This window comes from Deefgea piscis (assembly GCF_019665785.1).
Lineage (GTDB): Bacteria > Pseudomonadota > Gammaproteobacteria > Burkholderiales > Chitinibacteraceae > Deefgea.
In genome coordinates this window covers 1,586,216-1,600,673 of record NZ_CP081149.1, presented here as the reverse complement: position 1 = coordinate 1,600,673, position 14,458 = coordinate 1,586,216, and the positions used below count along the sequence as shown (strand labels likewise).

The 14,458-nt window shown below is 47.4% G+C and carries 13 protein-coding genes and 1 tRNA gene; 6 read left to right on the top strand and 8 right to left on the bottom strand.

The annotated features are described in order from the left end of the window. Nucleotides 1-5: 5 nt before the first annotated feature. On the bottom strand, nucleotides 6-1,157 hold the full coding sequence (gene zapE / locus K4H25_RS07390) for a cell division protein ZapE (RefSeq protein ID WP_221022676.1): 1,152 nt from the start codon (nucleotides 1,155-1,157) through the stop codon (nucleotides 6-8). A 95-nt stretch (nucleotides 1,158-1,252) separates the two neighbouring features. Then, the gene (locus K4H25_RS07385; RefSeq protein WP_221022675.1) at nucleotides 1,253-1,858 is read right to left on the bottom strand and encodes a peroxiredoxin; all 606 of its coding nucleotides are present in this window, start codon (nucleotides 1,856-1,858) and stop codon (nucleotides 1,253-1,255) included. A 204-nt stretch (nucleotides 1,859-2,062) separates the two neighbouring features. Between K4H25_RS07385 and K4H25_RS07380 the strand changes: the two genes are divergently transcribed. Further along, a complete protein-coding gene (locus K4H25_RS07380) occupies nucleotides 2,063-2,944 on the top strand; it encodes a hypothetical protein (RefSeq protein ID WP_221022674.1) in 882 nt (293 codons plus the stop codon). Between the two features lie 204 nt (nucleotides 2,945-3,148). Here the strand turns inward: K4H25_RS07380 and K4H25_RS07375 are convergent, their stop codons facing one another. Beyond that, the gene (locus K4H25_RS07375; protein WP_221022673.1) at nucleotides 3,149-5,551 is read right to left on the bottom strand and encodes an EAL domain-containing protein; all 2,403 of its coding nucleotides are present in this window, start codon (nucleotides 5,549-5,551) and stop codon (nucleotides 3,149-3,151) included. A 165-nt stretch (nucleotides 5,552-5,716) separates the two neighbouring features. Beyond that, nucleotides 5,717-5,793 (bottom strand) — tRNA-Arg (locus K4H25_RS07370). A gap of 132 nt (nucleotides 5,794-5,925) precedes the next feature. Here K4H25_RS07370 and K4H25_RS07365 point away from each other — a divergent pair. The 4 genes from K4H25_RS07365 to K4H25_RS07350 all read left to right on the top strand — a co-directional run bounded on the left by K4H25_RS07365 (nucleotide 5,926) and on the right by K4H25_RS07350 (nucleotide 8,625). After that, entirely contained in the window at nucleotides 5,926-6,396 is a 471-nt protein-coding gene (locus K4H25_RS07365) for an SRPBCC family protein (protein ID WP_221022672.1), read from the top strand. A gap of 66 nt (nucleotides 6,397-6,462) precedes the next feature. Continuing rightward, entirely contained in the window at nucleotides 6,463-7,338 is an 876-nt protein-coding gene (rarD, locus tag K4H25_RS07360; RefSeq protein WP_221022671.1) for an EamA family transporter RarD, read from the top strand. Nucleotides 7,339-7,435: 97 nt separating this feature from the next. Further along, nucleotides 7,436-8,026, top strand: a complete 591-nt coding sequence (locus K4H25_RS07355; protein WP_221022670.1) for an acetate uptake transporter — start codon at nucleotides 7,436-7,438, stop codon at nucleotides 8,024-8,026. 200 nt (nucleotides 8,027-8,226) lie between these two features. Then, nucleotides 8,227-8,625, top strand: coding sequence for a carbohydrate-binding protein (locus K4H25_RS07350; protein WP_221022669.1), 399 nt, complete (start codon nucleotides 8,227-8,229; stop codon nucleotides 8,623-8,625). An 81-nt stretch (nucleotides 8,626-8,706) separates the two neighbouring features. Here the strand turns inward: K4H25_RS07350 and K4H25_RS07345 are convergent, their stop codons facing one another. The 3 genes from K4H25_RS07345 to K4H25_RS07335 form a co-directional block, all read right to left on the bottom strand. Beyond that, nucleotides 8,707-10,011: an NAD(P)/FAD-dependent oxidoreductase gene (locus K4H25_RS07345; RefSeq protein ID WP_221022668.1), complete on the bottom strand. Its 1,305-nt coding sequence runs from the start codon at nucleotides 10,009-10,011 to the stop codon at nucleotides 8,707-8,709. Nucleotides 10,012-10,222: 211 nt separating this feature from the next. Continuing rightward, entirely contained in the window at nucleotides 10,223-11,050 is an 828-nt protein-coding gene (locus K4H25_RS07340) for a response regulator (protein WP_221022667.1), read from the bottom strand. Nucleotides 11,051-11,125: 75 nt separating this feature from the next. Further along, nucleotides 11,126-12,175, bottom strand: a complete 1,050-nt coding sequence (locus tag K4H25_RS07335) for an AI-2E family transporter (RefSeq protein ID WP_221022666.1) — start codon at nucleotides 12,173-12,175, stop codon at nucleotides 11,126-11,128. Between the two features lie 235 nt (nucleotides 12,176-12,410). On the opposite strand from K4H25_RS07335, the gene K4H25_RS07330 reads away from it, so the two are divergent. Beyond that, on the top strand, nucleotides 12,411-12,959 hold the full coding sequence (locus K4H25_RS07330; protein WP_221022665.1) for an NADPH-dependent FMN reductase: 549 nt from the start codon (nucleotides 12,411-12,413) through the stop codon (nucleotides 12,957-12,959). 116 nt (nucleotides 12,960-13,075) lie between these two features. Here the strand turns inward: K4H25_RS07330 and K4H25_RS07325 are convergent, their stop codons facing one another. After that, nucleotides 13,076-14,308 (bottom strand): phosphoglycerate kinase, encoded by a 1,233-nt coding sequence (locus K4H25_RS07325; RefSeq protein ID WP_221022664.1) that lies wholly within the window; start codon nucleotides 14,306-14,308, stop codon nucleotides 13,076-13,078. Nucleotides 14,309-14,458 lie beyond the last annotated feature (150 nt).

The following is a 14,458-nucleotide window of genomic DNA, read 5'->3' as shown; positions in this document are numbered from 1 at the left end:
ATTCATCACGTCTCCACCACCCCCGCCGTCTGTTGTTCCAACGTTTGATGCGCGAGGGCGAGGTATTCTTTGGATTGCATTTCAGTTAGGCGGCTGGCGGTGCGAAAGAATTCGGACGCTTGCAAGCCGGCAACGTAGACTTCTTCCACTGGCACATCAGCGGCGATGATGAGTTTGACGCGGTTGTCGTAAAACACGTCGACCAGCCAAGTAAAGCGGCGCGCGAGATTGCTTTGTTCGGCGGTCAGTTTGGGCAAACCGGATAAAAATACCGTGTGATATTCCTGCGCCAAGGCCAAGTAATCGGCTTGGCCACGGCCGTCGCCGCACAGCACAGCAAAGTCAAACCAGATTGCGCCACCGGCGCGGCGCCGTGCTTTTAGCTTGCGGCCTTCGATTTCAATCTGGGTGCTTTCATCGTGCGCGGTGGCCATTTTGATAAAAAGCTCGGTCAGTTCCTGCTCGTGCTCGGCGTTATTTGGGTATAAATAGGTGCGCGCTGCAGTGAGCGTGCGCAGGCGAAAATCTTGGCCACCATCAACATTCAGCACATCGAGTTTGGCTTTTAAGAGTTCAATCGTCGGCAAAAAACTCGCCCGATGCAGACCATTGGGGTACAAGCCATCGGGTGGATAGTTCGAGGTCGTCACCAAAATCACGCCGCGCGAAAATAACTGCTCCATCAACCGCCCCAAAATCATCGCGTCGGCAATGTCAGACACATGAAATTCGTCAAAACACAACACGCGGCAAGACTTAGCCCAGTGCTCGGCGACTTTACCCAACGGATCATTTTGCCCTTGCTGGGCGCGTAAATCTTTATGGATTTGCTGTATAAAATGATGAAAATGCAGCCGCTTTTTGCGCTTAAACGGCAAACCGGCGTAAAACGCATCCATCAAAAAGCTTTTACCGCGCCCCACGCCGCCCCAAAAATACAGGCCACGCGGTAGCTCAGGCATGGGCAATAAACTTTTGCCAAACAGGCGATTGCGCTTTTGCTTAAACACCACCAAAGCTTGCCAAAGCGTTTCGAGATGATCAATCGCTGTGGCTTGCGATTGATCGCTAATAAAGCCTTCTTGGCTCGCCAGCGATTGATACCAAGTGAGCGGACTAATGCCAGCGGCGGGCGGCGCAATAACATGTTGTGACATACAAAATCTCGTGGTGAAGCCAAGCAATTCAAAAACCAACAGCAAAAAAAACCCTGCAACAGGGGCAGGGTTTTTATCGTTTAGCGAAAAATCAATTACAACGCTGCGGCGTTGTTCGCAAGGTAATCGGCAACACCGTCAGCCGATGCCGTCATGCCTTTTTTGCCTTTGTTCCAGCCGGCTGGGCAAACTTCGCCGTGTTCTTCAGTAAATTGCAAGGCATCCACTACGCGCAGCATTTCGTCGATATCACGACCCAATGGCAGGTTATTGATCACTTGGTGCTGAACGACACCGGCTTTGTCGATCAAGAATGAACCGCGCAAGGCCACGCCAGCGTCAGCCAATTCAACGTCGTAGGCTTTGCAAATTTCGTGTTTTACGTCGGCTACCAAGGTGTAGCCAACTGAGCCAATCCCGCCTTTATTCACTGGGGTTTTGCGCCATGCCGAATGCGAGAATTGGCTGTCGATCGAAATACCAATCACTTCTACATTGCGTGCTTTAAATTCAGCCAAACGATGGTCAAAAGCGATTAATTCTGACGGGCATACGAAGGTGAAATCCAATGGATAAAAGAAAATCACTGCATACTTGCCAGCAGTGGCTGCTTTCAAATTGTAGTTTTCAACGATTTCGCCCGAGCCTAAAACAGCAGCGGCGGTAAAATCAGGGGCTTGCTTCGCAACGAGTACAGACATGTAATGCTCCTAGCGGGATTAAATCGTAAGGGTTGAACAGCTTAAATATCGGGGCATGCCGAGTCAATTCAAGGCTTGCAGTGTGATTTTTACTGATTATTTCATATTCCATAGCAAATACCATCAACAAGTAAGCGGTGCTTGCCAATTTTCTTACAGCTTGCCATCATAGGCAAACTGACATATTCATCACAGAGGCTTGCAATGATCGGCTTAAAACTCACTCAGATTGCGACTGGTTTTTTACTATTTGCCGCAAGTTTATCAGGGTTTGCCAATGAGAAAACCATTACGATTCTGACACAACAAGATGTATTTAATGACTACCAGCAATTTATTGCCGGCCGCGACCCCATCACACTTACGCAATATGGCGGCACGGGCTCGCGCCGTGATGTCGTCGAGCTGGTTTTAGTTCAGCAAGCACTCAAAGCCGGCGGCAATAGCTATCCGGTAAAAATCGTCAAGGTCGACAACACCAGCGATTCATATAGCCGCTACATTAAAGAAATTACCTCGGGTACGGCGACCATGGGGGGCAATAGCGCTTGGTTTATCGACTTAAAACAAATTAACGACAAAGTGTTTATTAGCGAGCCTAGCATTCGCCAAGGCGAATTTGAGGCTGGACTGTACACCACCGCCGACAATGCCGATGCGCGGCTATCAAAAACGCTACCACAAATTCAAGCGCTGACTGCCGTCGTAGCCGAAAGCTGGCTGCCCGATGTCGCAACGCTTGAGGGCATTAAATTTAAGCATGTATTAAAAACCCAAAGCTGGGATTCAATGGTAGGGATGCTGGGAAAAAAACGCGCCGATGTCTTACTGGCGCCGTTTCAACCGACTGCCGATTTATCCATGGAAGCGGGTGGGCGTAAACTAGTGCCGATTAGCAATGTTAAGGTCGGGTTACAAGGTAGTCGGCATTTCTTTGTTAGCAAAGCCTCACCGATCGGCAAAGAAGTCGCTCAGTCGCTCAATCTAGGTTTAGCCAAACTCAGAGAGCAAGGCACCATCGAAAAAGTGTATCGTGACTCTGGTTTTTTCAACCAAGCCACTCGCAATTGGAATCGACTCAATTAGAACGACGGTTTAATACCCAGTAAACCTCGCGCCGTCATCGTCCGTGCCAAACACAAGCGATGACGCGCTAGTAGGCACAAACCGAAATAACATCCTCGCCACAATGATTCAAGCTTTGCTGCAAACACCATCAGAACGTGGTGGGTATTGCCTTGTACCCTTTCCAATAAATAGCGTAGCGAGCAATACCCTTAGCTACCTTGGTTACACCAAGGGTGCAGGCTCACCAAAGTAATAGCCCTGCGCAAAATCGACGCCGATCGTCGCCAATTGCGCCAAAATCTCTTCGGTCTCGACAAATTCGGCAATGGTTTTGCAGCCTAAGCTGTGCGCGATGTCATTAACGGCAATCACCATTTGCCGGCAGACCCGATCATCCACAATATCGGTCACTAAACTGCCATCGATTTTTAAATAATCCACTGGCAAGGTTTTCAGGTAATTAAACGATGAAAAACCACTACCAAAATCATCCAAGGCAAACATACAGCCGCGAGCACGTAAGGTTTCAATAAACTGCGTTGATTCTTTTAAATTAGAGATTGCCGCCGTTTCGGTGATTTCAAAACACACAAACGTTGGCGACACGCCGGTTAAATCCAGCTGCTGCAAAATAAATGCCAAGGTTTTTTTATTTAATGATTTGCCGGATAAATTAATCGCTAATTGCGGTAATGCGCGCTGCTCCAGTTTGCATTGCGCCAAGTATTTCAAGCTGTGCTCTACCACCCAGCAATCAATTAAAGCCATCATATCGTAACGCTCGGCAGCCGGAATAAAAGCCCCCGGCGGAATGATTCGGCCGTTGGCATCGACTAAGCGCAATAAAATCTCATAATGCGGCAGTTGATGCAGCTCGCGATCAAAGGGTTCAATTTTTTGGTAATACAATTGAAAGCGATTTTGCTCGATGGCTTCTTTTAGGGTGGCGAGTAATTGCAATTCGTTATGTCGCTCTTGCAATTCAGTATCATCCTGACTGTACCAACTCAGGCGATTGCGACCAGCGTCTTTGGCGGCAAAACACGCGATATCCGCTTGGCTCATGGCTTCTTGCGCGCTAACGCAATGCGCGTCAATCATTACCAAACCAATACTCACCGTCACACCGTGCGGCCGTCCTTGCCAGACAAAACGAAACTGCGCCAAAGCGTGCAAAATGCGCTCTGCCAAAATTTGCGCCTGCGGAATTTGGTCACCAGAAATTAAAATCCCAAACTCATCCCCGCCTAAGCGCCCTAGCATGCTGTTTTCGCTACTCATTAAGCTTTGCAATAAATTAGTGACTAAGCGCAGTAATTCATCGCCAGCCAAATGCCCGCAGGTGTCGTTGACTAATTTAAATTGATCCAAATCGAGCAACATTAAAATGTGCTGCTGATTCGATTCGGTGGCCAGCTGATGCGCCGCGATCAATGCACGTTCAAAACCACGCCGATTGGTAAGGCCAGTCAGGTAATCATGGTCAGCTTGGTAAGCGAGCTTGGCGGTGAGCGCTTGCGATTCAGTCACGTCGTGCAGCACCAGCACCATGCCTTCAACCTGACCATCGGGATCATTAATCGGTGCTACTGCATACTCAACGATAAATCGCTCACCGCGACGATTGGCCAAGGCCACGGTTTGCCGTGCAATGGCTTTATTGCGCTCGCGGGCATGCAGCAAAACGGCAAAAAAATCATCGGCTTTTAAATCTCCCCCCTGACAAACGACTTGGCTCACACAAAGATCTCGCGCCTCAGCTTGCGTCCAAGCGAGCAGTCGCTCTGCGGCAGGATTGAGTAATTTGATTTTAAAGTCGGGCGTGGTGGTTAAGATGGCATCGGTAATTGAAATCAGCGTCACATCGGCCAATTCTTTTTCTACATACAAAGCCCGCTGCGCTTCTTCTCTTTGCTTTACACCATACTGCAAATTGATCCGCATTTGATTAAAAGCATGGACTAATGATTGCAGCTCATCATTCTCTGCGCGGCGTGCCAACTTGAGTGGTGCAGCCAATAAATTGTAATTTAACTGCCCGGTGTATTGCGCAATGTGGCTTAAGTGACGAGCAATTAAGCGATGATACAAAATCAAAAAGCACAGCCCGGCCGCCCCCATACCAAAGCCTTCGAGCAACAGTAAACGCAAAAATTGATCGAGCAATTGGGTTTTAAACCCATCGAGCGACACCGTCAGGCTCAATTGTCCCAGACTGACGTGCTGATTGGTGAGCGGATGCAAATAGGCAATTGGAAAGGTTTCGGTCAGCGTGTTTTCTGCGCCTTGAATGTCAACACCAGAAGCGTAAATTTGCCCGTCATTTTCAAGCAATTGCACATAGTCAATCACCCGCGTTTGCCGCAGTGAATTGAGCTGACTATGCACCGCCTCGGTATTGACCAGCCATAAATTACTCGCCAATTGCGAGACGGCGCTATGCCCTAAAGTTCGCAAATCGGACCGGGCTTTTAATAAGCCACGGTTATATTCAACCTGCAGCAAAACCAAGGTGAGCGAAACGGTCACGACCAAGCCGGCAGCAAAAACCGACCATGCCAAACGCCATGCCAAACGATTGCCTGCATACCAAGCGCTTAAACGGGAAAACAAAGAGGGCTTCACACCGAGGATTTCCAAATCACAAGCGTTCGAGGATAAACGCGTAGTCGTTTAGAAACAACAAAAACCGTAAGGAATATTAGGAAATGCTACGATTGACTAAAAATCAACAAGCTGATTATCAGGCTGTAAAAATCAGGCAAGAAAAACGGGGAGAATAAGTAGAAATGGTGCGCCCGGAGCGATTCGAACGCCCGACCCTCTGGTTCGTAGCCAGATACTCTATCCAACTGAGCTACGGGCGCACTGGCATGAATCAAAGGCTGACTCATGCAAAGAGGCGTGATAATACAGCCCCTATTCGCTATCGTCAAGCCCATTTCGCCAATTAATCGGCCTATAATGCGCCAATCCAATCCACTTCAGAGACGGCCAACATGCAATTTGAACATCTCATCCAAATTAACGACCTCACACAAATGCTCACGCCATTACTCACTCGGCAACAACTGTGGCAAGGCTTAGTCTATCGTGCTGAATCGCCAATGGCATTTATGGACCACGTCGATGAAGTCACGCTGCTTGAGCGTGGCCAAGACTGGGTGCAACGCAAAATGGTGATGGGCAAACTGACTGTCATCGATAAAATCCAATACGAGCACCAAACTCGGGTGCATTATCATACCGCAGCCAGTAGTGAGCATGGCGGCGGACAAATGATCATGAAAATTGAAGAGCCAAGCCCAGAAGCACTATTTGTTCGTTTTACTTATATCACGCCGCATCCAGACTCTCCTGATCCGGAAACGGCGCATTATCTTGAGTTTCTTAAATCAGCATGGCGTGAAACCGATATTGATACCGTTCGCAAAATCCGTGAGCTCGCCGCATCAGGACAACTGGGCTAAATCACCTGACACCGAGCAGCCAAAAAGATTACACTCAAAGGCTTTCTTCGCTTTTTGGCACTCGGCATGCAACTCGGCATTATTTACACCCTGCTGGCCTTTTTGATCTGGGGATTATTTCCGCTTTATTTTAAAGCACTGCATGGCATCGCTCCTGAAGAGATTGTGCTGCACCGCTTTATTTGGTCGCTCATCTTTTTAAGCGCAGTGCTACTGATCAAACAACGCTGGGCATGGCTTAAACCGGCACTCAAACAACCCAAACTCATTGGCGTTTTTATCTTGAGCGCCGTTTTACTCGCCAGCAACTGGTATACCTATATATGGGCCGTCAATGCTGGGCGCGTGGTTGATGCCAGCCTAGGGTATTTTATTAATCCTTTGATTAATGTGTTGCTAGGCGTTATTTTTTTGCACGAACGGCTACGCCCTACCCAATGGCTAGCGATTGCCATTGCCGCAACAGGCGTTGCTTGGCTTACGTGGCAAGCTGGCCATTTACCTTATATTGCGCTGATCTTAGCGTGCACCTTCGCCCTGTATGGTTTACTGCGCAAAACAGCACAACTTGGCGCACTCGAAGGTTTGTCGCTTGAAACCTTGGTGTTATTTCCCATAGCGCTGGCTGCCATGGTGTATTTACTCGCCACAGGGCAAAGTGATTTTGTACGCGCACCAGCATCCACCCAAGCGCTAGTCTTGTTGGCGGGCCCGATTACCGCCATTCCACTGCTTTTGTTTGCCGCTGGCGCTAGAAAAATCCCACTGTCTTTGGTTGGTATTTTGCAATACACCGGCCCAACGCTACAGCTATTGATCGGCGTGTTTGTTTTTCATGAAGCGTTTGACGCGGCTCGAGCCATCGGCTTTGGCTTAATTTGGCTGGCCTTAGCGGTGTATGCCATCGATGGCTGGCGTAGTTATCGCGCAAATAGTAAATAATTATACCAATCAGCTATTTATTGATACGTTACAAATCCTATATCATTGCGCCCCTGTATAAAGCAGCTCTAATTGACAATTTATAGGAATACGCAAGATGACGGCCCCAACACTATTTGCCGAGAAAGACCTTACTGCCAACCCTGCGCCATTGGGCCTAATGGGTTTTGGCATGACGACTGTGCTGCTAAACCTGCACAATCTGGGCTTGTTTGGCAATAGCGCCATGATTTTAGCCATGGGCATTTTTTATGGCGGCCTAGCTCAATTGATCGCCGGCGTCTTGGAATGGAAAAAAGGCAATACCTTTGGCACGACTGCATTTACTTCATACGGCTGCTTCTGGCTGTCTTTAGTTGGTTTGTTGGTACTGCCTAAAATGGGCCTAGCCGAAGCGGCAACCAGCTCAGCCATGGGTGCTTATTTATTAATGTGGGGTATTTTCACTGCATTCTTGTTTATCGGCACGCTCAAAATGGACAAAGCATCGCAATTTATCTTTGGTTCTTTGACCCTGTTATTTGCTTTGCTGGCGATCAGCGATTTCAGCGAATCAGCAACGATTAAACAAATCGCCGGTTTTGTGGGTTTACTCTGCGGCGCATCGGCAATTTACACCGCCATGGCGCAAGTACTCAACGAAGTGTACGGCAAAACAATTTTCTGCCTTGGCGGTAAAAGCCATTAATCGGTATTAAATCAATTCCGAACAGATCAAAAGCCATTCAATCTATTTGAATGGCTTTTTTTACGGCAGCGCATCGAGCAAAGTGCGCGTGGCAAAGTCGGGATTGCGGCTCGCAACTTTGGACAAATGTAATCTAGTGCATTGTCGTTCATACATAAGCATGAAACACTCACGCATACTGATCACTTGGAGTTGACGCCATGTCATTCAAAACCAAAGCCCTATTTCCCTTACTGTTGGTTGTAGCAACTTCAGCATGGGCATCTAGCCCTTGGCGCGAAGGCCGCCATTACCACCAAGGTGAGATTGTTCGCTATCAAGGCCAAACGTATGAAGCGCGTCAAGGCCATAAAGCCGAGCGTGGTGCCAATTGGAATCCCGAAGCAGCAGCTTCACTGTGGGCGCCGGTTGAACGGCGTAATCACGGTCGCTTTGGCTGGCAAGAAGGCAAGTACTACAGCAAAGGTCAAATTGTTAATTATCAAGGCCGCAGCTATCGCGTTCGCCAAGGGCATCAATCTGAGCGTGGTGCCAACTGGAATCCTACAGCCGCGCCATCGCTGTGGGAAGCTTTAGATGGCGATCTCAATTGGCGCTAATTGAATTGGCAACAATTGACTTTCGCCTCGCAATAAAAAAGCGCATCAATCGATGCGCTTTTTTATTGGGCAATATACCGCTTAATGCAGTTTCAACGACGGGCGTGCGACTCGGCGCAATTTATCCCCCACCCACAATAAGCCGGTCAATACCCAGCCATGCACTGCCGCTTGATGCATCCGGTAGAGTGAAGCGTAAATCAATTTTGCGCCACGGCCTTCAACATAATAATTGCGTTTAGGTCCAACAATCGACGCCAAACTGCCCACCGCCGTATGCTTACCCAAAGACACCATCATGCCTTGCGGCTTAAACACAAACGGCAAAACTTCACGCCCCGTCAATTGCTGCCAAATCGCATCAGCCAACCATTCCGCCTGTTGATGCGCTACCTGCGCCGTCGCCGGCAAAATCACCCCATCATCATTGGGTGAGCATGACGCGCAGTCCCCAATGGCATAGATGTGTTTATCGGTTAAGGTTTGCAAGGTGGCGGTCACTTCAATTTGATTTAAACGATTGGTTTTTAATCCCAAAGTCGTCAACCAATCTGCGCCTTTCACACCAGCAACCCAAACTCGAATATCACTGTCAATGGTGCGGCCATCGGCCAAGACAAAACCTTGCTCGGTGACTTCAACAACACGGCTATTATTGGCAACGAGAATCCCGCGCTCAGCCAAAGACTCGGTTGCGTATTCAGAAAGAGACTCCGGCGCACCAGCCAAAATCCGATTCATGCCCTCGATGATGGTGATTTCTAGCTGTGCTGGGCTCAATTCAGCGCCATAAATATGCATTTCACGAATGGTATGATCAATTTCAGCCGCTAACTCAACGCCAGTCGGGCCGCCACCCACAATGCCGATATTGAGTTTACGCACTGAATTGCCTGAAATCCCGACGGCAAAAGAGAGATCGAGAATTTTTTTGCGCAGCTGTTCGGCTTCAACGGGATTATTTAAAAACATGCAGTGCTCTTTGGCACCGGGCGTTGCAAAATCATTAGCAATCGCCCCCAATGCCAGCACCAAGGTGTCGTAGGCAATTTCACGCGGCGCGGCGATTTCATTACCATCTTGATCCAAGACTGCGGCCACTTGAATCACTTTACGCTCACGATCAACGCCGGCCATCCAGCCAAATTCAAATTGATAATGATTACGCCAAGCATGACCAAAATAATTGACTTCGTCTTCACCGGTATTGAGCGCACCAGTCGCCACTTCATGCAATAAAGGCTTCCAGATATGCGTCGCCGAGCCATCGACTAACACTACCTTAGCTCGCTTGCCCGAGCCCAAAGTACGTCCTAATTTAGTGGCTAACTCTAAACCACCAGCTCCGCCGCCCACAACGACGATACGATGCAACTTTGTGCTCATAAAAGGCTCTCCAAATGACGTGCCGTAAGGCGAATTAATTTGTCTTGAGTATACCTTGAGCTTGAAATTGATTGTAATTTTAATACGTAATAATCAACAATATGAACAACAAAAAATTACATCGTCATTTTGATGGCGTATTCAAATATCGAGTATAGCCTGCCAATTCAAATGAATAAAAGCACAGCGATCAATACCTATTAAAATAATCCTAAAGAGACTCAGCTCGCGGCGCCAATACTCGCTCCAACAATGATTTCACCATTGTCGGCTCAAACGGCTTATCACAAATACCCGACACCCCCGCCTGTTCAATCGCAGCGAGTCGACCATAATCGGTTTCAGAAGAGACCATTAAAATCGGCAATTGGCTTTGCCAACTCTGAGTACGAACATACTCAATTAATGCCTGACCATCCATTTCGGGCATATTGTAATCGGTGATTAACAAATCAAAAGCACTGTCTTCTAGCAAGACTTTGCCATCTTTGCCGTTCTCTGCCTCAGTAATATGTCGAATGCCCAGGTTTTCTAGCACTTTTCGCATGTAGTTTCGCGCCGCGCGTGAGTCATCCACCAATAAAACGCGAATATATTCCAATTCGATATCATGCTCTTCAAGCGAATGATCAACCGTTAAATAATCCAGAGTCATCATTAGCGCATTATTTAAATGCTCATTACTAAATGGCTTAGGCAATATTGCACAAGCCCCCAGTTGTCGCACTGGTTCGAGCACCTGAGGCCGCATTTCACTTGAAATCAAAATAAACGCCAGATCTTGCGTTTCAGCCCGATCTCGCAAATGCGTCAGTAATTGAACACCGGTCATATCCGATAAATACAAAGCACTTAAAATCAAATTAGGGGATTGTGCGGTCAATGGCTCTAGCAATGCGAGGGCTGCGCTGGCGGTTTCAACCCAACGCACATTGACGATGCCCAATTCAAGTAAGCGCGCCTCCATGACCTTACCCTGAACCGCCGACGGCTCAATGACTAAAGCACGCAAATCACTAGGTACATAGAAAGAACTCATTTGGGCCACCAAATTAACGATATTCTTTCTTTATAGCGAGTTTTTGACAAATCCAGCAAGAAATACAAACCTAATTCAAAGCAATTTATGTAAGCGTAATTCTGTTTTTAGATAGGCATACAACACAGCAGCCATCACCAAGCCCGCCACACCAAACATCGCCTCCATCAGCAACATCGCCAATAATAATTCCCATGCTTTGGCGCGAATTTGAGTGCCAATAATTTCTGCATTTAAAAAATATTCACTTTTATGAATCAAAACCAAAAAAACCAGCGATGCCATCGCAATCGACAACGATTGCGAGAAACTGACCGTAACAATAATGGCATTAGAAAATAAATTGCCCACGATCGGCAGTAAACCCAAAACAAAAGTCAAAACCAGCATCGTTTTAACAAATGGCAAATGAGCGCCAACTGCAGGCAAAATCAGCAGCAAATACACACTCGCCAACGCCGTATTAATTAAAGATATTTTTAACTGCGCCAACATCACCGCACGAAATGCGGCGGTAAATCCTTGCACTCGAATCAGCAGCGCTTGACTCAACACCCCCAATCGATCACGCCGATTAACCTCGTTAAACGCCACAATCCCGCCAATCACCGCCCCAACGATAAGATGCGCCAACAACAACCCCAACTCTTTGCCCGTTGCTTGCAGTTGAGCAAGGTGATGTTGCAATAAACTCAGTACTGCGGCTTGAATACCAGTCGGGCTACTTGGCCAATCGTAACTTAACCATAAAGGTAAAAAACCTTTTGCCTCACCAATGATTTGCACCATTTTATCGAGTAAAGCAATCAAGCCATGTTCCGACTTCATGATGGACAGCAGCGCTAAAATTAAGAAAAACAGCGCCAAAAATACCAACCCTGACATCAATGTCAAAGCCAGCCAACGGCTCCATACTTTTGAAAGCATGCCCAAAGACAGTCTAGCCAAAGATTGGATGAGTAAAAAAATCAGCATGCCTGCCAATAACGCAGGTACAAGATGCAATAAAAAAACCAATAGCAGTAAACTCACCACAATACCCAGCGACGCCAAATTGACGCCAGATCGAGGATGAGGGCACTGCGGCGGCGTTGTCGGCAACGGTTTTACACGAAATAAAGTCATCAGAACCACCTTACAATAAAGCGGGGTATTGCCATCCGAGCTTCATACTTATTAATAAATACGGCAATACCTAATTAATTCAAACAAAGCGCTCAACGTTTTCAGCAAGCTTAATTCAATAAAGCCAAGCACGCCGTTCAATTTAACTGAATAACTTACTCAAGTCTTTTTGCTATTCAATAAAACATTGCTCGACTACGATGTATCAAGATCAACCCAGCAGGAATATCGCAGAATGCCAACAACCAAAGTACTCGCTCTCAGCGGCAGCTTACGCGCCAAATCGAGCAATAAAGGCTTACTTCGCTACGCACAAGCCAATGCACCGGAAGGCATGCAAATTGAAATCGCCGATTTATCTGATGTTCCTTTTTATAACGCTGACATCACCGAGCAACCCACTGCGGTTAAAACACTACTCGCGCAATTTGCTACGGCAGATGCTTTTTTGTTTGCTGGCCCTGAATATAATTATTCAATTTCTCCCGCACTAAAAAACGCCATCGACTGGGCGTCTCGCGCGCCAGACAACGCATTGCTTGGCGGCAAAGCGGCCGCTGTAATGGGCTCTGGTGGCGGCATGGGTACCTCACGGGCTCAATATCATTTACGCCAAGTTTTTGTCTTTACCGACATCCACCCCATTAATAAACCCGAAGTTTTTGCCAACGCGTTTGCTGGTCAATTTGACGCCGATGGCAATCTAACCGACGAACGAATTCAAGACGGCGTCAAACAATTATTAGCTGCACTCGCTACTTGGTCGCTGCAACTGCGCAAATAAAATTGCGCGCCAAACTGACCAAGACCTAAGCGATATCAGCAATAAAATAGTCGGCATAAAAAAACACCCTCGATCTCTCGAGGGTGTTTTGCATTTATAAATACAACAAATCAATATTACTTATCGGTTAAAGCATCAACGCCTGGTAGCGCCTTGCCTTCCAAGAATTCTAGTGATGCACCACCGCCAGTTGAAACATGGCTGACTTGATCTTCAAGACCGGCTTTTTCAACCGCAGCCACTGAATCACCACCACCCACAATGGTAATTGCACCATTGGCTGTGGCTTCAACCAAAGCATGGGCAATCGCGAATGTACCAACCGCCGAAGCATCGATCTCAAACACGCCCATCGGGCCATTCCACAATACAGTTTTAGCTGATTTGATAATCTCAGCATACTGCGCACAAGAAGCCGAACCGATATCCACACCTTCTTGGTCAGCAGGAATTGCTGTCGACGCAACTTCAACCAAACCATCTAAAGTGCGAGCATCAAAATTTAAAGCGCGTGTCACCATGGTGTCGCTTGGCAATACCAACTTATCACCCGCTTGGGCAATCAATTCACGTGCCAAATCAACCTTGTCGTTTTCGCACAATGATTTACCAATCTCAAAGCCTTGCGCTTTCAAGAAAGTAAACGCCATACCGCCGCCAATGATCAATTTATCCACTTTTGGCAACAAGGCTTGAATCACATCGATTTTGCCGGATATTTTCGAACCACCAATAATCGCCACCAAAGGACGAACTGGCTTATTAACCGCTTCACCCAAAAAGTCGAGTTCTTTTTTCAGCAAGTAGCCCGCAGCGCGTGGCAGATCGACACCCACCATTGAAGAGTGTGCGCGGTGAGCCGTGCCGAATGCGTCATTCACAAACACATCACCCAATTTAGTCAAGCTAGCGCGAAATGCCGCCACTTGTGCTGGATCGGCTTTAACTGAGTTGCCATCAGCGTCTTTAGCCTTGCCTTCTTCTTCAATATGGAAACGCACGTTTTCCAGCAAAATCACTTGACCTGGTTGAACCGCAGCACAAACCGCTTCAACTTCTGCGCCGACACAATCGTTCAAAAATTGTACAGGGCTACCGAGCAACTCAGTTAAACGCGCAGCAACAGGTGCTAAGCTGTATTTTTCTACTTTCTGTCCATTTGGACGACCCAAATGTGACATCAAAATCACTGAAGCACCTTGTGCTAAGGCGTAACGAATCGTTGGCAATGCGGCACGGATGCGTTTGTCACTTTCAACCACACCATTTTTAACTGGCACGTTAAAGTCAACACGGATCAGAACACGTTTGCCTGCAAGATCGAGGTCTTCAATAAATAACTTAGCCATACACAGTTCTCCAATTAAGAGCGGGTGAATTATATCAAGTGCCGATTGTAGCAAGAACCAGCGCGAAAAACGTTGTCGATTCTCAGTTTATCTCGATACAACATGGGAAATACTACGTATTAATACTAGATTTTCTCTACCAGTAAAATA